This is a genomic window from Marinomonas sp., assembly GCF_039940335.1.
In the GTDB taxonomy this organism is placed as follows: Bacteria; Pseudomonadota; Gammaproteobacteria; order Pseudomonadales; family Marinomonadaceae; genus Marinomonas.
The window spans coordinates 55,816-80,511 of sequence record NZ_JBDVGW010000007.1 but is presented as its reverse complement, the minus strand read 5'-3'; the positions used below and the strand labels follow the sequence as shown (position 1 = coordinate 80,511).

Here is a 24,696-nt window from a genome sequence, read left to right as displayed (position 1 = left end):
TGGGGGATCCCATGTGAGAGTAGGTCGTCGTCAAGCTTAATTATACGAGAACCCCACATAGCCAACGCTGTGTGGGGTTTTTTATTGCAGACACGCATGCGAGAGTAGGTTGTCGTCAAGCTTTAAATTAAGAGAAACCCTGATAGCTTAGTTGCTATCAGGGTTTTTTCGTTTCAGTCATACCAAAGTAGGTACCGCTTTAGCGGGACGCGGAAAACCTCTTGAGTGCTTTTTCTAGTGAATTTTCGCTCTGAGCCATGGTACAACGCAGGTTGTGGTCTTCCATTTACTTGCGCCTGTCTCGTGCCTCGACGCGTCAGCGTAAATGCAAATCCACAACCCTCCCAAATTCAAAGCAAAACATCCAATAAATGCTGATAACTAATCGTAGGTTCGCATTTATGCGGAAATGGTTCCACAGGAACCACGCTTACCGATGATGTTTGAGTTAATCTTTGAATTGCATGATTACACTGGACTACCATCAACTCCGCCTTCGGCTAAAGCCGAACCTACAAGATAAGCTTCACATATACTGATGATCAACCGTAGGTCCGCCTTCAGGCTGACGCGGAAATCATTTTGAAAATAAAGCATATTTTTCATTAGCCACGCTTACCGATGATGTTTGGGTTAATCTTTGAATTGCATGATTGCGCTTGATTGTCATCAATTCCGCCTTCGGCTAAAGCCGAACCTACAAAACCAGCCTGACTTATACTGATAACAAACCGTAGGTCCGCCTTCAGGCTGACGCGGAAAACCTTTTGAAGATAACGTAAGTTTTTCAGCGAGTTTTCGTTCTGATCGCCATTGATCAATTCTGTTTTTGGCTGTTTTATGATTTCCCTCGAACCGCGTGGTAATATTTCTAATTCATCATACAAATATATGTAACGGATTATGTCATCTCAGTCTTTCCTCAGAAAAAATATTTTAATTGCTTGGCCGTTGGCTTTAAACGGTTTGCTTATGCAGTCGATGCTAATGATCGATACCTTCTTGGTGTCGCCTTTAGGTGAGGCACCTTTGGCGGCGATGGGTATTTCTGCGGCGGTCTTGGTGTTTATGTTGGGTGTTCATATGGCTCTAGCCAATGGTACTCAGTTGATTTTAAGCCGTGCCGTGGGGTCAGGTTCTAGTTCCTCTGTTGCCATAGGCTTTTGGGCTGGTTTGGCGATTAATTGTACTGTGTCTGTATTTTTTTGGCTGTTGTTGTGTTTGTTTGATGAGGCGCTTGTTGCTCGTTTAGTTCAGGGGGATGAGCTGCTAACGCAAACTCTCAGCTATCTCGCATGGGCCAAGTATCTTGTGCCTTTTACCGCGCTAACGCAGGTCATGACGGCGCTATTGAATAGCCAAGGTCAGAGTAAGGTGCCGTTACATGGCTATTTACTTGAGATGCCGCTTAATACGCTATTTTCGTATTGCTTAATCTCCGGGGTGCTTTCTTTTCAGGGTATGGGGGTTGCAGGGGCGGCATTAGGAAGTGTTTTGGCGATTGTGCTGCGCACTTTGTACTTGGCTTGGTATGTGCGCTTTAAAGGCACTATGAAGCTGTCCTTGAAGACAAATCTTCGAGCTTTTTTCATGAATATGAAACAGCATAGTTTTGAGATCTTTCCGGTTGCCGCAAATATTACGATTCTTCAGATTGGTATCAGTGTTTATCAGCTACTGTATTCACAATTGAGCCTTAACGCTTATGCGGCGATTATTATCATCATGCCTTGGTTGCGTGGGGGTAGTCAGTTTATTACCGCTTGGGCTCATGCGACGGCGATTAGCATCAGTCAGCTGATAGGTTCAAGAAACCTTAAGGATTTGCCCCAGTGCGTGAACAAGAGCATTGATGTCGCGGTGGCGGTATCGATCGCCTGTGGAGGCTTATTTGCGGTGCTGAGTTTCTGTTTACCCTACTTTTACTCTAGTTTAGAGGCCGACACTTATATCGCTCTTGCGGCTATTGCGCCCTTGTATATATTTTTACCTATGGTGCGTGGCTATAACACGGTGCATGGTCATGTTCTGAGGGCGTTAGGTAAAACGACGGCGGTGTTTAAAATCAATTTCACTGGTCAGTGGTTGGTGTCCATTCCTTTGTGTGCCGCCTTGATACTCTATTGGGATGTGTCGATTTTTTGGGCGTTTGCCGTACAGCCTTTTGAAGAGATTGTGAAAGCACTACCCTTCAGGCATCTGGCCCGAAAATCTTTAAAAGAGTTTGATGAAGATAAGATGAAGTCTTTGCTTTACTAACTCCCCATACACTCTAGCGTTTGGTGATGGCGTTGATCCAACGACTGCCAAAGGTGTTCAGTATTAAGCCTAGTAAAACCAAAGCTATCCCGGCCCATTGGGCTTGGCTAATTTGCTCATCGAGCAACAAAGCAGAAGAGCTGATGCCCACTACGGGTACACCAAGGGTTAAAGGGGCGACGGTGCCAGCAGGGTAGCGAGCCATTAAGAAGCTCCATAGGCCATAGCCTCCTAGGGTGGCAAACAAGGACAGGTATGCCAAGGTGGCAAGTGTCTTCCAATCAATGCCAATTAAGTTTTCCCACATGACATGGCTACCATCGATGAAGTAAGCGCAGATGAAGAAGAGAATAGGAGGTATCCAGCAAGACCATATAATGAGGTTGATGTTCGCATCGTAGCCTTTTTGGATAATGGCTTTGGTGATGATATTGCCCAGAGCCCAGCTTGATGCAGCAGCCAATGTTAAGGCAAAACCCAGTATGGTAAGCGTTGTGTTGCTATCTGCAAAGCCAATTACTGACAAACCACTTGCGGCGATGCCGATGGCTAGAATCTGGTAAGGCCTAACGATTTCTTTAAGAAGAAAGACGGCGAAAATCAGTGTAAAGATCACTTGTGATTGCAGTACAAGTGAGGCCAATCCAGCAGGCATACCGAACATCATGCCAGTAAACAAAAATGCAAATTGACCAAAATTTAAGGCAAGGGCGTAGGCAATGATCCACTTTAAGGGGGTCTTTGGCCTTGAGAAAAAGAGCGAGCCGATAACGGCGATGACTAGGAACCGTAAACCGCCTAGCATCATAGGCGTTAAATCATCTAACCCCCACTTTATCACTACGAAATTAAAGCCCCAGACAAAAATAATGGCTAAGCCGAGAAGCATATGTTTAGGGGTCATGAGAGAGGCCTTGTCTAATCCTTGATGGGCGTACTTTACGCCCTTTGCAGATGTTTTCCTATGCTCTAACTGTGGTAAAAATATGGCCTTTAGATGAGATCACCAAAGGCCATAAAAGTGAATAAACCTTATTATACAGACAGCCTATTATTTAGCTGTGTAATAAGGCTTAGTTATCTTGATCAATTTGCGTTTTGTCGACGATATGGTTATCACCAATATCCTGGGGCAAGATCAAGTTCAATAGAATAGCGACAATACCGCAAAGGCTAATTCCTTGTAGACTGAATTCGCCAATACCAAAAGCCATACCACCAATACCAAACACGAGGGTGACACCGACAATGATCAGATTACGTGATTTGTGTAGGTCTACTTGATGCTTAATAAGTGTGTTTAAGCCCACCGCAGCGATAGAGCCAAACAACAAAATCATAATGCCGCCCATCACCGGTAATGGAATGGTTTGTAGTAGGGCACCCAGTTTACCCACCCAAGCTAGTACGATGGCCGCAACTGCCGCCCAAGTCATGATCACTGGATTAAAGGCTTTGGTCAGCATCACGGCGCCAGTCACTTCGCTGTAGGTGGTATTAGGTGGCGCACCAAACATTGCCGCCCCCATGGTAGCAATACCGTCACCTGCAATGGTGCGATGTAGGCCGGGCTTTTTCAGGTAGTTTTTCCCAGTGACGTTGGAGATAGAGAGAATGTCACCTACGTGCTCTACCGCGGGCGCAATCGCCACAGGAATCATAAAGAGAATGGCGCTGATATTAAATTCAGGCGCAGTAAAGTTGGGAACGGCAAACCATGCCGCTTGATAAACCGCATCGAAGCTAACAATCCCTGCGAATAGGCTGAGTACGTAGCCCACGACTATGCCGCCAAATACAGGTAGCAACTTCATAATGCCTTTGGCGAAAACACTGATTAGGGCGGTTGTTAACAGAGAGGCAAGACCAATCCAAATCGCGATATCGGCATCAAATAGCTGGACAGAGCCATCACCAGTTTTACCCAGCGCCATGTTTACGGCTACGGGGGCTAATCCTAGGCCGATGACCATAATGATAGGACCGATCACGACAGGAGGTAGCAAGGTTTGAATAAAGTTAGCGCCTTTGATCTTAATGAAAGCACCGAGCAAAACATACACTAAACCTGCGACCATCAAGCCGCCCATGGTGGCGGGAATCCCCCAAGTTTGTACGCCGTAAATGATTGGCGCAATAAAGGCGAAAGAGGAAGCAAGGAAAATAGGAACGGTACGTCGGGTAATGATTTGAAAAAGTAAGGTCCCCATTCCTGCACCGAAGAGGGCGACGTTAGGGTCAAGACCAGTAAGGAGCGGAACAAGTACAAGTGCACCAAATGCAACAAATAGCATTTGTACACCTAACACGGCATTTTTCATTGTATTTCCTTTGCAAGGGATTGAATTTAGGTAATTTTATCCAGTTAACGCTTGAGGCGCTATGCTTGCTAGAAAATAAAAGGAAAGGGGTCTGATTAAGTAAAACCAACTCAATACAGGAACTCTGTACCGAGTTGGTTTACTAAGGGTTTTAACGCTCGCTGAGGAAGGTTTGGTAAGCGTAGCCACTGCGTTTTATGGTTCTTTGTTGGGTTTCATAGTCCACATAAACTAAGCCAAAGCGCTTGTTGTAGCCTTCTGCCCATTCAAAGTTATCCATTAAACTCCAAGCAAAATAGCCACGAATGTCTACACCTGCTTCTATGGCGTTGTTGACCGCATTAATATGGCTGTTTAGATAGCGCACGCGTTGATCATCATCTACTTGCCCTGATACTAGGTGATCGTCACAGGCAGCACCATTTTCGGTAATAAAGATAGGTGGCAAATCGTATTGTTTGTTTAAATTAATCAGCAGCTCTTCAAAGGCGTGAGGTGCGATTTCCCAGCCGATATCAGTGTATTCGACCGGCAGGCTATTTTTCACATCTTTAAATAAATTTTCTGCATCATAAGCATTATGGTTACAGGTGTAGAAATTCATGCCAAGAAAGTCGATAGGTTGGCTGATGATCTCCATATCTCCTGGTAAGACTTGTGGCAGATATTGTGGGGCAACATTGGCCAGCAGTTTAGGGTATTGACCCTTCATAAGTGGCTCGATGAAAAACTGGTTGTCCAAGGTTTCTCGGATCAAGCAAGCAAACTCATCTTCTGACTTAGCACTCGCTGCGTAGGAACGGTTCATATTGATAACAATGCCCACTTGCGCCTTAGGAGCATTTTGGCGAATTACAGGTAACGCCAAGCCATGGGCAAGCAAAATGTGGTGAGCGGCTTGGCGTCCGTACTCAGGCTTGCTTAAGCCTGGTGCATGGATGCCGAGTTCGTAGCCTAGAATGGCGGCACAGAAAGGTTCGTTAAAGGTTGCCCAGCTGTCTACCCATTCCGCTAATTCACGAGTCACAAGGTCTGCATACTCTTTGAATAGGTAAGCTGTCTCACGGTTTAACCAGCCGCCCTTATCCTCTAGGTGTTGAGGTAGATCCCAGTGGTAAAGCGTGACAAAAACTTTAATGCCTTCTTCTTTGAGTTTGGTGAGTAGGTTGCGGTAGAAGTCGAGACCGGCTTGGTTAGCTTCACCTTGCTCATTCATCACACGAGGCCAAGCAATAGAAAGGCGATAAGCATCCACGCCTAACTCTTTGATGAGTTCTATGTCTTGTTGCCAAAGGTGGTAGTGGTCACAGGCCATGGAGCCGTCATCGCCATTAATGACTTTGCCTGGGGTGGCACAAAAGATATCCCAAATACAGGGTAGGCGATTGTCAGCAGTGTTGGCGCCTTCAATCTGGAAGGCCGCTGTAGCGACGCCAAAAGTAAAGTCTGGCGCGAGCATTTTTGAATTGGCAGGTAGCTTGATTGACATCTTAGGCCCCATTTCTATTTATTCTGTTTGTGTGTTGGAAAACTAGCTGAGGCTAAAGGTAATGGAGGACACAGAAAGAGGTCAATGACGCTTAGGTAAATTCAGAGAGTTAAGAGAATTTAAGTGATTTTTAAGAGCTTTTATATCGCATAGGTGTGATTTTCCTACCTTGGCGGCGATAAGTGAGGAAGCGTTCCTGTAAAGTGTCGGGCAGTTCTTCCGGGAGGATTTCAGTAAATTGATTGCGTTCATAAAAGGCAACAAGGTGGGTAAATGCGAAACAATAGGTAGGTGTTTGTGTTAGTTGTTGTTGTATGCCTTGTAGAAGGTGAGTACCAAGGCCTTGTTGGCGTTGTTCCGGTGCTGTCACCATGGCTGTGAGTAGCTGGTTTTCAGGAAAGGGCTTTAAGCGCACGGCACAAAGTATCTTTCCTTGCTGACGAATCACCCAGATGGGCTCAGCTTTATTGGGCTTGCCGCTTGGGTAATGTGCTTGGTAGAACTTTTTAACTAATGGGAACCAAAGTGAGGCAACAGGCTCCGGGCAAGGGTATGTCATGATGGTGCATTTGCTCATAGATGAATGGATGAGATACCGAATCATAGCATAGCGCGCTACTATAGTAGGTATCGAAAGCGCGGAGCGGGAAATCCCCAAGGTGAATGTATGAAACTGAATCGGAAAGGTGTTTGTTGGAGTGCTTTACTGCTCGTTATAAGTGGTTCGTCTTGGGCGGGTGTTCTTGTTGGGGAAAGCTTTGAGGATTATATCGCGCGAACTCAAGCAGACCTTAAAGCAAATAAAATGTGGCTTGATGGCTCCCAATGGCAGCGAGAACTTGCCGCTGTCTCGCCATTTGAGCTAATGCCCAACGAACAATTGTGTGCAGGGCGCCCTAAAATTGGTGTACTACTCTCCCATGGTCTGTCCGACTCCCCTTTTTCTATGCGCGACTCGGCCCAAGCCTTACAAGCGGCCTGTTATCAAGTACGAGTTATATTATTGGATGGTCACGGTACCCGCGCGGAAGACTTACTTGATGTCTCTAGAGAGCAATGGCGAGAAAGCTTTTATAACGCCGCTGAGCAGTTTTCGACACAGCTCGATGCACTATATGTAGGCGGCTTTTCTACCGGTGGCGCTTTGGCAACCGACTATGCTTGGAATCATCCAAAGAATGTTAATGGCGTGATCCTGTTTGCCCCTGCTTTTAAGATAAACAGCGCAATCGATTGGTTGTCTCCTTGGTTAGCGCCGTTCATAGATTGGCTTGATCAATACACTGATGACGATTTCGCTAAGTATGCCTCTATTCCTGTGCCTGCCATTGCTCAAGTTTATAAATTAGCCAAGGAAGTGAGGGCGCAGGTGCTTGAGCAACCAAGCACACTACCCGTATTTATTGTTTTATCTGAAGAGGATCAAACCGTGGATTCTGAGGTTACTCAGCAGGTGTTTAAGAATGGTATGATTGGTCAAAATAGTCAGATGCTGTTGTACAGCGTGATGCAAATGAATGCCAACACAGATCGGGTTAAAGTTTATAATAGTGATTGGTCAGAACAACATATTTTAGGTCTCTCTCACATGGGAGTGCTTGGCAATCCAAATAACGATTATTACGGCGAGCAGGGTAGTTACCGAGTGTGTTCTTGGCACATGGCAGACGAAGACTTGTATCAGGCATGTCGTACGCAAGAGGATCACTGGTTTGGTGAACGCTCAGAGGCTTTATTAGCAAAAAGCCCTCATGCGGCCAGAGTCTCATGGAATCCACATTTTGATGCCTTGATGCAACAAATTAGCTTTTTTGTACAGGAAAATGCCGACCTAGCAGTACAGCCAGTAAATGAGGAATAAGGCGATGACAACAGACACTTTGCGAATGCCATCTATACAGCTCACAACAGATCAGATCGAGCAATATCATCAGCAAGGCTATTTGGTTATTGAATCTTTGCTGCCGGCGAAAACATGTGACGCTCTTAAGTCTCATATGGGAGATTTATTAGAAAGCTTTGACCCTGCCACAGTGCGATCTGTCTTTACCACCAATGAACAGGTGCGACATACAGATCAATACTTTATGGACTCAGCGGATAAGGTGTCGTTCTTTTTTGAAGAAGAAGCGTTTGATGCTCAAGGTGAGCTGCGTCAGTCTCTAGAGTTATCTATCAACAAAGTAGGTCATGGTTTACACAGCCAAGATGCACTATTTAAAGCTTTTTCATTAGATACGGTCTGGTCTGGGATTTTGCAGCAGTTAGGCATGGCGCAACCGGCTGCAGTGCAATCTATGTATATTTTTAAGCAACCAAGTATTGGTGGCGAAGTGAATTGTCATCAGGACAGTACCTTCCTTTATACTCAACCTATGAGTGTGATTGGTTTATGGTTTGCGATCGAAGATGCCACATTAGAGAATGGGTGTTTGTGGGGCATACCGGGCGGTCATAAAATTGGTTTGCTGAAACGTTTTGAGCGTTGTGCGCCAGATGCCATTGAAACCAAGATGGTGACGATAAAAGAGTATCAGTGGGATAATAATGAGCTGGTGGCTTTGCCTGTGCCCAAAGGGTCTTTGGTAATATTGAATGGTGAGTTTCCTCATTTGAGTTATGCTAATCGATCTTCACAATCTCGTCATGCTTATGCCGTTCATGCCGTCGATCAAGCCTGCCATTATCCTCAGGAAAATTGGCTGCAGTTAAGTGATAAACAACATCTTGTGCCCTTTGCGGCGCCTACAAATATCTAACAATGGAGTGCGTTAATGCAGGCTATTTTAGCTTTGCTGAGTGATAGTAAATTTCACTCTGGGGAAGAATTAGGCGAAGCCCTAGGTATCACTCGTGCGGCAGTTTGGAAACAACTGAAGAAATTAGAAACCATGGGTTTGGCCGTTCATTCTGTGAAAGGCCGAGGTTACCGTTTGCCGGCACCACTTGAGCTACTGTCTAACTCGACGCTAGCGGAATATGGTGTGCCTGAGGCCGTAGCGCTTCAGCTGAAATTTGACACCGAATCCACCAACAAGGATGCGAAGCAATACATTGCGATGAATCGCCCTTTGCCCGTACTCTTGGCCACCGAACGCCAGACACAAGGCAAAGGTCGACGTGGCCGTCAATGGGAAGGCGGTCTGGCGAAAAATCTCATGATGTCATTTGTCTGGCGCTTTGAAAGTGGTCCTAGCGTGATAGAGGGGTTGAGTCTGGCGGTTGGGGTCGCGGTTGCCCGCGTGCTCAAAAAAATCGGCGTACCTAATCCTGGGTTAAAGTGGCCGAACGATGTACAGGTAGACGGAAAAAAGCTGTGTGGCATTCTGCTCGAAATGGTTGCTGATCAAGATGTTTGTCATGTCATTATTGGCATTGGCATGAATGTGGAAATGGACGATAAAACCATGGCGCAAGTGGATCAGCCTTGGACGGATTTAACATCGCGCTTACCCCAGCGTCCAAGTCGCAATCACATTTTGGCGGAATTGGCCCAAGAGTTAGTGGTGGTTTGTCAGGCGTTCGAAACAGGTCACGGGATGAAGTTGTATCAAAACCAGTGGCAAGCCCATGATGTCTTGTATAACCAAAATATTACTGTGACATCTGTTCATCAAACTCGTCATGGTGTTGCTCGGGGCATTGATGAAAAAGGTGCTTTGCTAATGGAGGAAAACGGTGAGATTGTGGCGCTTCATGGTGGGGAGATAAGTGTTCGTCGTGGATAGAATTTTAGTTGTAGACGCTGGTAATACCTCGATTAAATATACGCTCTTTTATGATTCTAAAGTAGTTTGGCAATATAGAGACGAAGAGGCTCTGAAAATCTTCTATAGCACACAACGACCGGCCGCGATTTATGTCGCCAGCGTGCGCTCGGAATCTGCAACGAACGATATCGTGAACACACTGCAAGCGTGTTTTCCAGCGACAGCCTTACAGTTGTTATACAGCCAAGCTCAAGCATGTGGTGTAAAAAATGCCTACGATGAACCGGCCCGTTTAGGAGTGGACCGCTGGTTAACGGTTATTGCAGCTCATCATCACATAGGCGGTAATCTTGTCGTTGTGGATGCGGGAACGGCAATTAAAGTGGATGTAGTGAGCACTGCTGGTGAACACCTTGGCGGCTACATTACACCTGGTTTGGCCCTGATGGAACAATCCTTGTTAACGCAAACTGCAAAAGTGCGCTATGTGGCAGAAGAGGTGGTGACGGGCAACGGCTTACCTAACTCGACGGCACGAGCGGTCGCTGAGGGTTGTTATGAAATGGTGTTAGGTTTCTTAGGCCGTATACATAACGACTACGCAGATTATCAGTGGGTAGTGACCGGCGGTGACGGAGAAGTGCTGATGGCAAAACTGGGAATATCTGTAATCAAACAACCATATTTAGTGGCGTTAGGGGCTAAGCTGGTGGGTGACGAGCAAATAAGAGGTCAAAAATGAAATGGTTATTTGTGGCGATTGTATTGTTGAATGCCGCCTTTTTCAGTTGGGATAGCTTCACACAAGACGTTGTGGTGAGCAAAGAGCAACCCATGTATGAGCCGCCAGTAGGGGAAACCATCCGTTTAATTTCGGAACAAGTTCCTGTCGTCAGTAACATCCAAGCCTCGGCTGGTAATGGTGAAACACCTGTTGAGTCGGTACAGCAAGCGTTGGACACAGTGTTAGCAAATGATACCCGGCCTACGGAAAATCTGCTTTGCCCTCGTATTGAAGTAGAAAGAGCGGCTGAGCGTGATCAGGTCGTTGCGCAACTAAAAGAGGTAGGCTGGAATTATCAGATTCAAGAGGTGACAGGCAAGCGGGCTAAATATTGGTTGTATATTGCTGCCCCAGAAACGCCTGCCATGGCAACGAATATTGTCAAGACTTTGGCGGCTAAATCTATAGACAGTTTTATTATTAATCGTGAGGAAATGAAAAATCGTATTTCATTGGGCTTATATTCATCGCAAGAGCGGGCCAATCAAGCGCGCGATCGCATTCAAAAAGCTTCCGGTTATAGCGTGGATATTTTTGAACATATGCGTACGGTTGCCTTGTCAAACATCGATGTGGAGGCGCCTGTTACGGAAAGCCAATGGCAAGAACTCATATCTCGGTTAGATCTTGCCAAGATGATGATAAAATTAGAAAAAAACCCTTGCTAGTACTTGCAATTAAAAAAACGATTCATATAATGTCTCCCACCTTTTGGGGTGTTGCGAATAAGCAATGAGTATTGTGGAGGGGTTCCCGAGTGGCCAAAGGGAGCAGATTGTAAATCTGCCACGAAAGTTTCGGTGGTTCGAATCCACCTCCCTCCACCATTTGCGGGTATGGTATAGTGGCTATTACCTCAGCCTTCCAAGCTGAAGAGGCGGGTTCGATTCCCGCTACCCGCTCCAGTTGCTCATGTAGCTCAGTTGGTAGAGCACACCCTTGGTAAGGGTGAGGTCGGCAGTTCAAATCTGCTCATGAGCTCCAGTAATTTCATTGCAAAAGATAGGTGGATTGTCCGCCTTTTTTATTGTCTGTTTTTTGGGCAGATACCCTTGCTAAACTTAGCGTCTTTGGGTATCATCCTCCGCCCATACGAATGTAGGCCAATAGTTCAATTGGTAGAGCACCGGTTTCCAAAACCGGCTGTTGGGGGTTCGAGTCCCTCTTGGCCTGCCATCTTTCGTATCCTATTTCTTAGTTAGGGATCACCTGAAGTATGAGTTCGAATACTGAAGCTCAAGCGTCTCGCGGGGACGTATTTAAGTGGGCGATTGTTGTATTATTAGTTGCAGTAGGTGTGATTGGTAACAACTATTATTCTACTGAGTCACTATTGTATCGTTTGATTGCAGTTTTGGTGTTGGCTGGTGTTGCTGGTTTTGTTGCGTTACAGACTGCGAAAGGGAAGGCTTTTTTTACTTTAGCAAAAGAAGCAAAAACTGAAATTCGCAGAGTAGTGTGGCCAACTAGGCAAGAGACAGTGCAAACAACCTTGATTGTATTAGCGGTTGTTCTTTTTATGTCTCTAGTACTGTGGGGAGTGGATTCGTTCCTTGGTTGGGTCGTTTCCTCGGTAATTAGTTAGGAGTTGCTCGTGACCAAACGATGGTATGTAGTACAGGCGTACTCAGGGTACGAAAAGCACGTAATGCGTTCGCTTATAGAGCGAGTGCAGGTTATGGGGCAGGAAGATAATTTTGGTGACATCTTGGTTCCAACGGAAGAAATCGTTGAAATTCGAGATGGCAAGAAGCGCAAGAGCGAAAGAAAGTTCTATCCAGGTTATGTATTGGTTCAAATGGATATGAATGATGACTCTTGGCATTTGGTTAAAGGTACGTCTCGTGTGCTTGGTTTTATAGGTGGTACGGCTGATAAGCCTTCCCCAATTACCAGTCGTGAGGCTGATGCCATTCTACAGCGTGTTAATGATGGTGTAGATAAACCGCGTCCGAAAACATTGTTTGAGGTGGGTGAGGTTGTTCGTGTTAACGAAGGGCCGTTTGCTGACTTTAATGGTGTGGTTGAGGAAGTGGATTACGATAAAAGCCGAATCAAGGTGGCGGTGCTTATATTTGGGCGCTCTACACCGGTTGATTTGGAATTTAGTCAGGTTGAAAAAGCCTGATATTGTTGAACGGGTAGCCTTCGGGCAGTGACCCATCTGGAGTTAAAAAAATGGCTAAGAAAGTCCAAGCTTATATCAAGCTACAAGTTAAAGCGGGTCAAGCGAACCCAAGTCCACCAGTAGGTCCAGCATTGGGTCAACATGGTGTGAACATCATGGAATTCTGTAAAGCATTCAACGCCAAAACTCAAGGTGTTGAGCCAGGTCTTCCTACACCGGTTATCATCACTGTTTACAGTGACCGTAGCTTTACATTCGAAACGAAATCTACTCCTGCGTCTGTTCTGCTGAAAAAAGCAGCTGGCCTTAAGAGTGGTTCTCCTCGTCCAAACACTCAGAAAGTTGGTACGGTTACTCGTGCACAGCTAGAAGAGATTGTTGAAGCTAAGAAAGCTGACTTAACAGCAGCTGATATGGATGCAGCGGTTCGTACAATCGCTGGTAGCGCACGCGCTATGGGTCTTGAAGTTGAGGGTGTGAACTAATGGCTAAGCTAACTAAACGCGCTCGCTTGATCGCAGAAAAAGTAGAAGCAACTAAGTTGTACTCTGTTGAAGAGGCTGTTGCTCTTTTGTCTGAGCTTTCTACTGTTAAGTTTAAAGAATCTATCGATGTATCTGTTAACCTAGGCGTTGACCCTCGTAAGTCTGATCAGGCTGTTCGTGGTTCTACTGTTTTGCCTAATGGTGCTGGTAAAGATGTTCGCGTTGCTGTATTTGCACAAGGTGCTAATGCTGAAGCGGCGAAAGAAGCTGGCGCAGATGTTGTTGGTTTTGAAGATTTGGCTGAACAAGTTAAAGCTGGCAACCTAGATTTCGACGTTGTTATCGCTTCTCCAGACGCGATGCGCATCGTTGGTCAACTAGGTCAGGTGCTTGGTCCTCGTGGCCTAATGCCTAACCCTAAAGTTGGCACAGTAACGCCTGATGTTGCAACAGCGGTTAAGAACGCTAAAGCAGGTCAAGCTCGTTACCGTACAGATAAAAATGGTATTATTCATGCTGGTGTAGGTTCTATTGAATTTACGGCTGAATCTATCAAAGGCAACCTTGAAGCGCTATTGGCTGACTTGCGTCGTGCTAAGCCTGCTTCATCAAAAGGTGTCTACATGAAAAAAGTGACCTTGTCTTCTACAATGGGACCTGGTCTACAAATTGATTTAGGTGCGTTAAGCTTCTAAATCAAGAGCTTTGGGGTCTGCGTTCATTTTTTAAGTGATTAGCAGGCCGTCAAAGACCGCAGGAATCTAACGGTTTAATTAAACGTTGATAAATGTTTGTCCTGCGCAGATGGTGTGGCCCGATTCAGATTACTGGATCTAACTCACCAGCAAGTACTTCGAGTAATCGGAGAGTTGGTAAAAAATAGGGGAATTTATTCCCTGCTAATCCAGGAGAAAACCAGTGGCATTAGGTCTAGAAGACAAAAAAGCCATTGTCGCCGAAGTTAGCGAAGCTGCCAAAACTGCGTTGTCTGCAGTAGTAGCTGATTCCCGCGGTGTTACCGTGGGCAGCATGACTGCACTTCGTAAAGAAGCGCGTGAAGCAGGTGTTTATGTACGTGTAGTACGTAATACATTGGCTCGCCGTGCAGTTGAAGGCACTGACTTCGAATGCTTACAAGATAGCTTTGTTGGCCCTACGCTAATCGCTTTCTCAAACGAACACCCAGGTGCGGCGGCTCGTTTGTTGAAATCTTTTGCGAAAGAGAACGACAAGTTTGAAGTAAAAGCGTTGGCGTTCAACGGTGAGTTGATCCCAGCAGGCGACATTGATCGTTTGGCAACACTGCCTACATACGAAGAAGCTATTGCGAAACTGATGAGTGTTATTCAGGGCGCAACAAGCAAGTTTGTACGTACTCTTGCAGCGGTTCGCGATCAAAAAGAGCAAGAAGCGGCGTAATTTTAATTACTCCCTTTTTGATGAAAAATATTTATTTTATTGCCCTCGGGCAATTTGAAAATGCTAGGAATCTGAGTCATGGCTCTAACTAAAGAAGATATCATCAATGCAGTAGCAGAAATGTCTGTGATGGACGTTGTTGAACTAATTTCAGCAATGGAAGAAAAATTTGGCGTATCTGCAGCAGCAGCTGTAGCAGCTGGTCCTGCTGGCGACGCTGGCGCAGCCGCTGAAGAACAAACAGAATTTGACGTTGTTCTTACTGCTGCAGGCGATAAGAAAGTTAACGCAATCAAAGCTGTACGTGCAGCAACTGGCCTAGGCTTGAAAGAAGCTAAAGCAATGGTTGACGGCGCTCCAGCGACTGTTAAAGAAGGCGTTTCTAAAGAAGACGCTGAAGCACTTAAAGCGGCTCTTGAAGAAGCTGGTGCATCTGTCGAAATCAAGTAATGATACTTGTATTTCCAGATTTCGGCCTATAGTCGAAATGGCTGGTGACAATATTGTCACCGGCCTTTTTGGGTTTCTGAAACTCAGATAAAAAAGATTTTTTCAAATGGGAGATTATGCTCCCATAATGGTAAGGCCTGATTTGGGCCTTTTGCGTCAATGTGCACAAGCTGGGGAATGTTGATGGCTTACTCATACACTGAGAAAAAACGTATCCGTAAGGATTTCGGTAAACTGCCGCCCGTTTTGGATGTGCCATACTTACTGGCAATTCAGCTTGAATCCTACCGTAATTTCTTGCAAGAAGGTAAATCTCTTGCAGAGCGTGGGGAATTAGGTCTGCATGGGGCCTTTAAATCTGTCTTTCCAATGGTTAGCTTTTCTGGCAACGCGGCGCTTGAATATGTCGATTACCGTTTAGGTAAGCCAGTATTTGATGTAAAAGAGTGTCAATTGCGTGGTGTAACCTACGCGGCACCTTTGCGTGTTCGAGTTCGACTAATTATCTATGATAAAGAGTCTTCGAATAAGGCCATCAAAGACATCCGTGAGCAAGAAGTTTACATGGGTGAAATTCCACTCATGACCGAAAACGGTACCTTTGTAATTAACGGAACAGAGCGTGTAATCGTTTCTCAGTTACACCGTTCTCCTGGTGTGTTTTTTGACCATGACCGTGGTAAAACTCACTCTTCAGGTAAATTGCTCCATTCTGCTCGCGTAATTCCTTACCGTGGTTCATGGTTGGACTTCGAGTTTGATCCAAAAGATTGCGTCTTTGTTCGTATTGACCGTCGTCGTAAGCTGCCTGCGACAATTTTGTTGCGCGCCTTGGGTTATGGAACTGAAGAAATTCTAGAAACTTTCTTCGATACAACACGTTTCTACATGAGTCGTGATGGTTTCGAAATGGACTTGATCGCTAACCGTCTCCGTGGCGAGACTGCATTGTTTGATATTGCCGATGCAAATGGTGAGCTGATCGTCGAGGAAGGTCGTCGTATTACAGCTAAGCACATTCGTGTTATGGAAAAGGCGGGTCTTGAGCGCTTATCCGTACCACTAGAGTACATGCTTGGCAAAGTGACAGCGAAAAACTTGACTCACCCTGCGACGGGCGAGTTGATTGCTGAAGCGAATACTGAACTGTCTGTTGACCTTCTAGAAGCCTTGGTTTCTTCAGGTATCACAGAAGTAGATACGCTATACACTAATGATTTAGATAATGGTCCATTCATTTCTGACACATTGCGCATCGATCCAACGAACAACCAGTTGGAAGCATTGGTAGAAATTTACCGCATGATGCGTCCTGGTGAGCCACCAACCAAAGAATCTGCGGAAGGCTTATTCCAAGGCTTGTTCTTCTCTGAAGATCGTTACGATCTTTCTGGCGTAGGTCGAATGAAATTCAACCGTCGTCTAGGTCGTGAAGAAGATACCGGTAGCGGCATCCTGGATAACGATGACATCGTAGCTGTACTGAAAACATTACTGGATATTCGTAATGGTAACGGCATGGTAGATGACATCGATCACTTGGGTAACCGTCGTGTTCGTTCTGTTGGTGAAATGGCTGAAAACCAATTCCGCGTTGGCCTAGTACGTGTTGAGCGTGCGGTGAAAGAACGTCTGTCTATGGCAGAAGCGGATGGCCTAATGCCACAAGATCTATTGAATGCTAAGCCGGTAGCGGCAGCAATCAAAGAATTCTTTGGTTCTAGCCAATTGTCTCAGTTCATGGACCAAAACAACCCGTTGTCAGAAGTTACGCACAAACGTCGTGTTTCTGCATTGGGGCCTGGTGGTTTGACTCGTGAGCGTGCTGGCTTTGAGGTGCGTGACGTACACGCGACTCACTATGGTCGTGTATGTCCGATCGAGACACCGGAAGGACCAAACATCGGTTTGATCAACTCTTTGTCTACTTACGCACGCACTAACAGCTACGGTTTCTTAGAAACGCCATACCGTAAAATTGTTGATGGCAAGATGACCGACGAAACGGTTTACATCTCTGCGATTGACGAAGCGAAATACGTTATTGCACAAGCGTCAGCAAATGTTGATGCAGAAGGTCGCTTGGTAGACGAATTGGTTCAGGTGCGTCATATGCACGAAACCACTTTGATCCCGAAAGAAAAAGTAAACCTAATGGATGTGTCGCCTCGTCAGGTTGTGTCGGTAGCGGCTTCTTTGATTCCGTTCCTAGAACACGATGACGCCAACCGTGCCTTGATGGGTTCGAACATGCAACGTCAAGCAGTACCAACGCTTAAGGCTGATAAGCCAGTAGTAGGTACGGGTATGGAGCGCAATGTCGCAAAAGACTCTGGTGTTTGTATCGTTGCGAAACGTGGCGGTGTAATTGAGTCTGTTGACGCAAGCCGTATCGTTGTTCGTGTGAACTCTGAAGAAACTATGGCTGGTGAAGCGGGTGTAGATATCTACAGCCTGACAAAATACGTTCGTTCTAACCAAAATACCTGTATCAATCAGCGTACTTTGGTGATGAAGGGTGAAAAAGTTGCTTCAGGTGACATCATGGCTGACGGTCCTTCTGTCGACATGGGTGACTTGGCTCTTGGTCAAAACATGCGTATTGCTTTCATGCCTTGGAATGGTTTCAACTTCGAAGACTCGATCCTAGTATCTGAGCGTGTTGTTGAGGAAGACCGTTTCACGTCTATCCACATTCAAGAACTTACTTGTGTGGCGCGTGATACTAAGCTTGGGCCAGAAGAAATTACTGCGGATATCCCGAACGTGGGCGAAGGCGCACTTTCTAAGCTTGATCAATCCGGTATCGTTTATATCGGTGCGGAAGTTGAGCCTGGTGATATTCTAGTAGGTAAAGTAACCCCTAAAGGTGAAACACAACTTACGCCTGAAGAGAAGCTTTTGCGAGCTATCTTTGGTGAGAAAGCATCTGATGTGAAAGATACATCACAACGCGTTAAAACGGGTACTCGTGGTACTGTTATTGACGTACAGGTGTTTACTCGTGACGGTATTGAGAAAGATGAGCGTGCTAAGCACATCGAAAAAACGCAGCTTGATCAAGTTCGTAAAGACTTGAACGAAGAGTTCCGTATTGTTGAGAAAGCTACCTTCGAGCGCCTTGCTGAAGCGTTAGTGGGTCAACAAGCAGAAGGCGGACCAAGTTTGGCTCGCAATGCGATCATTACCGAAGAATACCTAGGGAACTTGGATCACCCTGAGTGGTTTAAGATTCGTGTTGCCAATGAAGAAGCGAGTGAGCAGCTTGAAAAAGCTCAAGCCGCTTTGGTTGAGCGCCGTAAAGAGCTTGATGCGAAATTCGAAGATAAGAAACGTAAACTGCAAACTGGCGATGATCTAGCACCTGGTGTGTTGAAAATCGTTAAGGTTTATGTGGCGATCAAGCGTCGTATCCAGCCTGGTGATAAAATGGCCGGCCGTCATGGTAACAAGGGTGTAATCTCTAAGATTATGCCTGTAGAAGATATGCCGTACGATGAAAACGGTGACCCAGTTGATATCGTGTTGAACCCGCTTGGTGTTCCATCGCGTATGAACGTAGGTCAGGTACTAGAAACTCACTTGGGTGCTGCCTCTAAAGGGTTGGGACGCAAGATCAATGAGATGCTAGCCGTTGAACGCGAAAAAGCTGAAGCCGTTGCTGAGCTACGTAGTTTCCTAGATGAAATCTACAATGGCTACGAAGGCGAGCTACAGTGTGCGCGTACGGAAGATCTAGCTAGCTTCACAGACGAAGAAATTCTGACATTGGCTGCCAACCTTAAAGGTGGTGTACCAATGGCATCTGGTGCCTTTGATGGTGCGAAAGAGTCTGAGATCAAACGCATGTTGCGTCTGGCTGGATTGAATGCAAGTGGTCAGGTTCGTTTGTTTAACGGCCGAACTGGTGAAGCCTTTGAGCGTCCTGTAACGGTAGGTTACATGTACATGCTTAAGTTGAACCACTTGGTTGACGACAAAATGCACGCACGTTCTACAGGTTCATACAGCTTGGTTACTCAACAGCCGTTGGGTGGTAAAGCGCAATTCGGTGGTCAGCGTTTCGGTGAGATGGAGGTATGGGCACTAGAAGCATACGGTGCCGCTTACACGCTACAAGAAATGTTGACTGTTAAGTCCGATGACGTGAATGGCCGTACGAAGATGTATAAAAACATCGTCGATGGCGATCACCGTATGGAACCGGGCATGCCTGAGTCCTTCAACGTATTGGTTAAAGAGATCCGATCTCTTGGTATCGATATCGAGTTGGAAAACGAATAAGCACGAATCACATTTGACCTGCTGGGGAGCAAAGCTCCCCAGCCTTATGAGTGGGGCGAATATCCATGAAAGACTTATTAGGTCTTCTAAAATCACAGGGACAATCTGACGAGTTTGATGCGATCCGCATTGGCTTGGCATCACCAGATATGATTCGTTCATGGTCTTACGGTGAAGTTAAAAAGCCTGAGACCATCAACTACCGTACGTTCAAACCAGAACGTGACGGTTTGTTCTGTGCAAAAATCTTTGGTCCTATTAAGGACTACGAATGTTTGTGTGGTAAATACAAACGTTTGAAACACCGCGGTGTTATTTGTGAGAAGTGTGGCGTTGAAGTGGCTCTGTCTAAAGTGCGTCGTGAACGCATGGGACACATTGAGCTTGCATCGCCAGTGGCTCACATTTGGTTCTTAAAATCTCTTCCATCTCGTATCGGTCTTATCCTAGATATGACACTACGTGATATTGAGCGTGTACTGTACTTTGAATCTTTCATCGTGATCGATCCAGGCATGACAACGCTTGATAAAGGCCAGTTGCTAAATGACGAGCAATACTTTGAAGCGCTAGAAGAATTCGGTGACGAATTTGACGCCCGCATGGGTGCAGAAGCGGTACAAATGTTGTTGCGCGATTTAGACATGCCTGAAGAAATCAACAGAATGCGTGAAGAGCTAAACAGCACGAATTCTGAAACTCGCATTAAGAAGCTTTCTAAGCGTCTTAAGCTTGTTGAAGCTTTCTACCATTCTGGTAACAACCCTGAGTGGATGGTACTTGAAGTACTGCCGGTTCTACCGCCAGATCTTCGTCCATTAGTACCTCTAGAAGGTGGCCGTTTTGCAACGTCTGATTTGAACGACCTTTACCGTCGTGTGATCAACCGTAACAACCGTCTAAAGCGCCTACTTGAGCTTTCTGCTCCAGACATCATCGTGCGTAACGAAAAGCGTATGTTGCAAGAGTCTGTTGATGCGTTGCTTGATAATGGACGTCGTGGTCGTGCAATTACCGGTTCTAACAAACGTCCTTTGAAATCTTTGGCAGATATGATCAAAGGTAAGCAAGGTCGTTTCCGTCAGAACTTGCTAGGTAAGCGTGTAGACTACTCTGGTCGTTCTGTTATCACGGTAGGTCCTTCACTGCGTTTGCACCAGTGTGGTCTTCCTAAGAAAATGGCACTTGAGCTGTTCAAGCCATTCATTTTCTCTAAGCTAGAACTTCGTGGCATGGCGACGACGATCAAAGCAGCGAAGAAAATGGTTGAGCGTGAAACACCTGAAGTGTGGGATATCCTTGATGAGGTTATCCGCGAACATCCAGTGATGTTGAACCGTGCACCAACACTTCACCGTTTGGGTATCCAAGCGTTTGAACCTATGCTGATCGAAGGTAAAGCGATCCAGTTGCACCCACTAGTGTGTGCGGCTTATAACGCTGACTTCGATGGTGACCAAATGGCGGTTCACGTTCCATTGACTCTTGAGGCGCAGCTAGAAGCGCGCACCTTGATGATGTCTACGAACAACATCTTATCACCTGCTAACGGTGAGCCAATTATCGTTCCTTCTCAGGACGTTGTATTGGGTCTGTACTACATGACTCGTGAGAAAATCAATGCCAAAGGTGAAGGCATGGCGTTTTCTGACATCAAAGAAGTACACCGTGCATATGGTGCAAAACAAGTTGAATTGCATGCCAAAGTAAAAGTTCGTATTAACCAAGTTGATACAACGCTAGAAGGCGAAAAAGTACCTTCTACTTTCATTGCTGATACCACTGTTGGTCGCGCATTATTGTTTGATATTGTTCCTGATGGCCTACCGTTTGCGGTGGTAAACCAGCCTATGAAGAAGAAGGCAATCTCGAACTTGATCAATGAGTGTTACCGTAAAGTTGGCTTGAAAGAGAGCTGTATCTTTGCAGATCAGTTGATGTACACAGGTTTCCAATACGCGACAGCGTCTGGTACGTCTGTTGGTGTAGATGACTTTGTTATTCCACCAGAGAAAGCTGGCATCATCGCGCAAGCCGAAGCAGAAGTTAAAGAGATCGAATACCAATACGCTGATGGTCTTGTGACGCAAGGCGAGAAGTACAACAAGGTAATCGATTTATGGTCTCGTACGAACGAAACCGTAACAGAAGCTATGATGCAAAACTTGGCAAAAGAAACCACTGTAAACAAAGCAGGTGAGACGGTTGATCAACAATCGTTTAACTCAGTTTACATGATGGCTGACTCTGGTGCCCGTGGTAGTGTTGCTCAGATGCGTCAGTTGGGTGGTATGCGTGGTTTGATGGCGAAACCAGACGGTTCCATCATCGAAACACCGATCACTGCGAACTTCCGTGAAGGTTTGTCTGTATTGCAGTACTTTACCTCGACTCACGGTGCGCGTAAGGGTCTTGCTGATACCGCATTGAAAACGGCGAACTCTGGTTACTTGACTCGTCGTCTTGTAGACGTAGCACAAGATTTGGTTATTACTGAAATCGATTGTGGCTCCACAAGCGGCATCACAGTTAATGCCATGATTGAAGGTGGCGACGTAGTTGTACCTCTCGGTCATCGTGTATTGGGTCGTGTAATCGCTCAAGACGTAGTTGATGCGAAAGGCAACGACGTATTGCCAGCTGGTACTTTGATTGACGAGCAAGACGTTCGTACTATTGAAGCAGCGGGTATTGACGAAATGATTATCCGCTCTGTTATTACTTGTGACACGCGCCATGGTGTGTGTGCTAAGTGTTACGGACGTGATCTGGCTCGTGGCCATCAAGTTAACATCGGTGAAGCGATTGGTGTTGTTGCCGCTCAGTCTATCGGTGAGCCTGGTACACAGTTAACCATGCGTACCTTCCACATTGGTGGTGCAGCGTCTCGAGCGTCTGCAGTAGACAGTGTGCAAGTTAAGAGTGCCGGTACTGTACGTTTCCACAAAATGAAGAGTATCGAACGTGATACGGGTCATTTGGTTGTGGCATCTCGTTCTTCTGAATTGGCAATTGCTGATGAGGCGGGTCGTGAGAAAGAGCGTTACAAGCTACCTTACGGTGCTGTGTTAAGTGTTCGTGATGGTGATGAAGTGGCTGCAGGTCAAGTCGTTGCTAACTGGGATCCACATACACACCCAATCGTATCTGAAATGGAAGGTCGCCTAGAATTTAGCGGCATGGAAGAAAATGTTACTATTCGTCGTCAATCTGACGAAATGACAGGCTTGACCACCATCGAAGTACTTGAAATTAAAGACCGTCCGTCTGCGGGTAAAGATTTACGCCCAATGATTGCCGTAGTTGATGCAGAGGGTAACCCTGTCTTGATTCCTGGTACGGATTCACCGGTTCAATACATGCTGCCAGAAAAAGCATTGTTGAGCTTGGATCACGGTGCAACGGTTAAATCTGGTGAAGTCTTGGCTCGTATTCCTCAGGAATCTCAGGGTAACAAGGATATCACCGGTGGTCTGCCACGAGTGGCCGACCTATTTGAAGCGCGCCGTCCAAAAGATCCTGCTGTTATGGCAGAGGCAACAGGTGTGGTTAGCTTTGGTAAAGAAACAAAAGGTAAGATCCGTTTGGTTATCTCTCCACAAGATGGCAGCGATCCAATCGAGACTTTGATTCCGAAATGGCGTCAAATCAACATCTTTGATGGTGAAGAAGTGGAAAAAGGTGAGATCATCGCCGACGGCCCGCTAAGCCCTCATGATATCTTGCGTCTAAAAGGTGTAGAGGCTTTAGCTGACTACATCACTAACGAAGTGCAGGAAGTTTACCGTCTACAGGGTGTTGTGATTAACGATAAGCACATTGAAGTTATTGTTAACCAAATGCTACGTAAGGTAGATGTTGGTGAGTCTGGTGATACAGATCTTATCCAAGGTGACCAAGTAGAGCTTACGCAAGTACTGGATGCGAATGAAAAAGCAGAAGCAGAGGGTAAATTCACTGCTAAGTATGAGCGTGTTCTTCTAGGTATCACGAAAGCTTCTTTGGCAACAGAGTCTTTCATCTCTGCTGCGTCCTTCCAAGAGACAACTCGAGTCTTAACAGAAGGTGCGGTAACAGGTAAGAAAGATCATCTACGTGGCCTAAAAGAAAACGTTGTAGTCGGTCGCTTGATACCAGCTGGTACAGGTTTGGCTTACCACAGCGAGCGCAAGAAGAAGAAAGAACTTGCGCAAGCAGCAAAGGATGGAATTTCAACAGTCAGTGCTTCAGAAGTAGAAGAAGCACTAAGTGCTGCACTGAAAGACTAATTATTTGCTGTTAAATGACTAGGGAGGTGATTTTTTGGTCACCTCCCTATTGACTGTTTTATAGGCGCAAATTAAACTTGCGCCTCCTAAATTTTGGCGATTTCCGCCATGAGAATTGGATCTGTGGAGTTTGTCTAATGGCAACCGTTAACCAGTTGGTTCGTAAACCACGTAAACGTAAAGTGGTAAAGAGTGACGTTCCTGCGTTACAAGCTTGTCCGCAACGCCGCGGTGTCTGCACACGCGTATATACTACTACACCTAAAAAGCCTAACTCGGCTTTGCGTAAAGTATGTCGTGTTCGCTTGACTAACGGCTTTGAAGTAACTTCCTACATCGGTGGTGAAGGTCACAACCTACAAGAACACAGCGTAGTGCTGATTCGTGGCGGTCGTGTAAAAGATCTACCGGGTGTTCGTTATCACACAGTACGTGGTAGCTTGGATACTTCAGGCGTACAAAATCGTAAGCAAGGCCGTTCTAAGTACGGTACTAAACGTCCTAAGTAAGCAACCGCTTCTTAATTCATCGTTTAGACACAATTTTTTAATACAGTAAGGCCGAGCAGTAATATTATTGTCTCGGGCGAACCTGAAGAGGATATAGATATGCCTAGAAGACGCGTCGTCGCTAAGCGTGAAGTCCTTCCGGATCCTAAACACGGAAGCCAACTTCTTGCTAAATTCATCAACCATGTAATGGTTAGTGGCAAGAAATCTGTAGCAGAAAGCATTGTTTACAATGCACTTAACACTGTTGCAGAACGCGCTAAAACCGAAGAGCCAATGGGTATCTTCGAAAAAGCCCTAGAGTCTATCCAGCCTATGGTAGAGGTTAAATCTCGCCGTGTAGGTGGTGCAACTTATCAAGTCCCTGTAGAAGTACGTCCAGCACGTCGTGTAGCTTTGTCTATGCGTTGGTTGGTAGAGTCTTCTCGTAAGCGTGGTGAAAAATCCATGGCTCTACGTCTAGCAGGTGAGATCCTTGATGCGGCTGAGAACAAAGGTTCTGCGGTTAAGAAGCGTGAAGACGTTCATCGCATGGCTGAAGCCAACAAAGCTTTCTCTCACTACCGTTTCTAATCGTTCGGAGCAATATA

At 45.9% G+C, this 24,696-nt stretch carries 21 protein-coding genes and 4 tRNA genes; 20 read left to right on the top strand and 5 right to left on the bottom strand.

Annotated elements, in window-relative coordinates; genetic code table 11:
* Positions 1 to 605: 605 nt before the first annotated feature.
* The gene (locus tag ABJF92_RS05175) at positions 606 to 887 is read right to left on the bottom strand and encodes a hypothetical protein (protein ID WP_446814758.1); all 282 of its coding nucleotides are present in this window, start codon (positions 885 to 887) and stop codon (positions 606 to 608) included.
* Between the two features lie 16 nt (positions 888 to 903).
* Here ABJF92_RS05175 and ABJF92_RS05170 point away from each other — a divergent pair, with 16 nt between their 5' ends.
* Positions 904 to 2,259: an MATE family efflux transporter gene (locus ABJF92_RS05170; protein WP_446814757.1), complete on the top strand. Its 1,356-nt coding sequence runs from the start codon at positions 904 to 906 to the stop codon at positions 2,257 to 2,259.
* A gap of 13 nt (positions 2,260 to 2,272) precedes the next feature.
* On the opposite strand, the gene ABJF92_RS05165 is transcribed toward ABJF92_RS05170, so the two are convergent.
* The 4 genes from ABJF92_RS05165 to ABJF92_RS05150 form a co-directional block, all read right to left on the bottom strand.
* Positions 2,273 to 3,163, bottom strand: coding sequence for an EamA family transporter (locus tag ABJF92_RS05165; protein WP_446814756.1), 891 nt, complete (start codon positions 3,161 to 3,163; stop codon positions 2,273 to 2,275).
* 169 nt (positions 3,164 to 3,332) lie between these two features.
* Positions 3,333 to 4,580 (bottom strand): uracil-xanthine permease family protein, encoded by a 1,248-nt coding sequence (locus ABJF92_RS05160; RefSeq protein ID WP_446814755.1) that lies wholly within the window; start codon positions 4,578 to 4,580, stop codon positions 3,333 to 3,335.
* Positions 4,581 to 4,731: 151 nt separating this feature from the next.
* Positions 4,732 to 6,069 carry a GH1 family beta-glucosidase gene (locus tag ABJF92_RS05155; RefSeq protein ID WP_446814754.1) on the bottom strand — a complete coding sequence of 446 codons (1,338 nt, stop codon included), beginning with the start codon at positions 6,067 to 6,069 and terminating at the stop codon, positions 4,732 to 4,734.
* A 130-nt stretch (positions 6,070 to 6,199) separates the two neighbouring features.
* A complete protein-coding gene (locus ABJF92_RS05150; protein WP_446814753.1) occupies positions 6,200 to 6,628 on the bottom strand; it encodes a GNAT family N-acetyltransferase in 429 nt (142 codons plus the stop codon).
* 108 nt (positions 6,629 to 6,736) lie between these two features.
* Between ABJF92_RS05150 and ABJF92_RS05145 the strand changes: the two genes are divergently transcribed.
* The 19 genes from ABJF92_RS05145 (at position 6,737) to rpsG (ending at position 24,679) form a co-directional block, all read left to right on the top strand.
* Positions 6,737 to 7,930: an alpha/beta hydrolase gene (locus ABJF92_RS05145; protein WP_446814752.1), complete on the top strand. Its 1,194-nt coding sequence runs from the start codon at positions 6,737 to 6,739 to the stop codon at positions 7,928 to 7,930.
* A 4-nt stretch (positions 7,931 to 7,934) separates the two neighbouring features.
* A complete protein-coding gene (locus tag ABJF92_RS05140) occupies positions 7,935 to 8,828 on the top strand; it encodes a phytanoyl-CoA dioxygenase family protein (RefSeq protein ID WP_446814751.1) in 894 nt (297 codons plus the stop codon).
* Between the two features lie 15 nt (positions 8,829 to 8,843).
* The gene (locus ABJF92_RS05135; protein ID WP_446814750.1) at positions 8,844 to 9,797 is read left to right on the top strand and encodes a biotin--[acetyl-CoA-carboxylase] ligase; all 954 of its coding nucleotides are present in this window, start codon (positions 8,844 to 8,846) and stop codon (positions 9,795 to 9,797) included.
* The gene (locus ABJF92_RS05130) at positions 9,790 to 10,521 is read left to right on the top strand and encodes a type III pantothenate kinase (RefSeq protein ID WP_446814749.1); all 732 of its coding nucleotides are present in this window, start codon (positions 9,790 to 9,792) and stop codon (positions 10,519 to 10,521) included. The genes ABJF92_RS05135 and ABJF92_RS05130 overlap by 8 nt, the downstream gene beginning before the upstream one ends.
* Positions 10,518 to 11,231 carry an SPOR domain-containing protein gene (locus ABJF92_RS05125; RefSeq protein WP_446814748.1) on the top strand — a complete coding sequence of 238 codons (714 nt, stop codon included), beginning with the start codon at positions 10,518 to 10,520 and terminating at the stop codon, positions 11,229 to 11,231. The genes ABJF92_RS05130 and ABJF92_RS05125 overlap by 4 nt, the downstream gene beginning before the upstream one ends.
* 75 nt (positions 11,232 to 11,306) lie before the next feature.
* Positions 11,307 to 11,390: transfer RNA gene (locus ABJF92_RS05120), tRNA-Tyr, on the top strand.
* A gap of 3 nt (positions 11,391 to 11,393) precedes the next feature.
* Positions 11,394 to 11,468, top strand: a tRNA-Gly gene (locus tag ABJF92_RS05115).
* Positions 11,469 to 11,471: 3 nt separating this feature from the next.
* Positions 11,472 to 11,547 (top strand) — tRNA-Thr (locus tag ABJF92_RS05110).
* A gap of 116 nt (positions 11,548 to 11,663) precedes the next feature.
* A tRNA-Trp gene (locus ABJF92_RS05105) sits at positions 11,664 to 11,739 on the top strand.
* A gap of 40 nt (positions 11,740 to 11,779) precedes the next feature.
* Positions 11,780 to 12,148 (top strand): preprotein translocase subunit SecE, encoded by a 369-nt coding sequence (gene secE, locus ABJF92_RS05100; RefSeq protein ID WP_446814747.1) that lies wholly within the window; start codon positions 11,780 to 11,782, stop codon positions 12,146 to 12,148.
* A gap of 9 nt (positions 12,149 to 12,157) precedes the next feature.
* Positions 12,158 to 12,691 carry a transcription termination/antitermination protein NusG gene (gene nusG, locus ABJF92_RS05095; RefSeq protein ID WP_446814746.1) on the top strand — a complete coding sequence of 178 codons (534 nt, stop codon included), beginning with the start codon at positions 12,158 to 12,160 and terminating at the stop codon, positions 12,689 to 12,691.
* A gap of 50 nt (positions 12,692 to 12,741) precedes the next feature.
* Positions 12,742 to 13,176: a 50S ribosomal protein L11 gene (rplK, locus tag ABJF92_RS05090; protein ID WP_317005406.1), complete on the top strand. Its 435-nt coding sequence runs from the start codon at positions 12,742 to 12,744 to the stop codon at positions 13,174 to 13,176.
* Positions 13,176 to 13,871, top strand: coding sequence for a 50S ribosomal protein L1 (rplA, locus tag ABJF92_RS05085; RefSeq protein ID WP_446814745.1), 696 nt, complete (start codon positions 13,176 to 13,178; stop codon positions 13,869 to 13,871). Before rplK ends, rplA begins: the two co-directional genes overlap by 1 nt.
* Before the next feature lie 223 nt (positions 13,872 to 14,094).
* Entirely contained in the window at positions 14,095 to 14,595 is a 501-nt protein-coding gene (gene rplJ / locus ABJF92_RS05080) for a 50S ribosomal protein L10 (RefSeq protein WP_445977689.1), read from the top strand.
* 78 nt (positions 14,596 to 14,673) lie between these two features.
* Positions 14,674 to 15,045 carry a 50S ribosomal protein L7/L12 gene (gene rplL, locus ABJF92_RS05075; RefSeq protein WP_446814744.1) on the top strand — a complete coding sequence of 124 codons (372 nt, stop codon included), beginning with the start codon at positions 14,674 to 14,676 and terminating at the stop codon, positions 15,043 to 15,045.
* Positions 15,046 to 15,228: 183 nt separating this feature from the next.
* Positions 15,229 to 19,329, top strand: a complete 4,101-nt coding sequence (rpoB, locus tag ABJF92_RS05070; RefSeq protein WP_446814743.1) for a DNA-directed RNA polymerase subunit beta — start codon at positions 15,229 to 15,231, stop codon at positions 19,327 to 19,329.
* A 65-nt stretch (positions 19,330 to 19,394) separates the two neighbouring features.
* On the top strand, positions 19,395 to 23,597 hold the full coding sequence (rpoC, locus tag ABJF92_RS05065; RefSeq protein WP_446814742.1) for a DNA-directed RNA polymerase subunit beta': 4,203 nt from the start codon (positions 19,395 to 19,397) through the stop codon (positions 23,595 to 23,597).
* 137 nt (positions 23,598 to 23,734) lie between these two features.
* Complete coding sequence (rpsL, locus tag ABJF92_RS05060) at positions 23,735 to 24,106, top strand: 30S ribosomal protein S12 (RefSeq protein WP_036163109.1); 372 nt, start codon at positions 23,735 to 23,737, stop codon at positions 24,104 to 24,106.
* Positions 24,107 to 24,205: 99 nt separating this feature from the next.
* Complete coding sequence (gene rpsG, locus ABJF92_RS05055) at positions 24,206 to 24,679, top strand: 30S ribosomal protein S7 (protein ID WP_445977685.1); 474 nt, start codon at positions 24,206 to 24,208, stop codon at positions 24,677 to 24,679.
* The last annotated feature ends 17 nt before the right edge of the window (positions 24,680 to 24,696 follow it).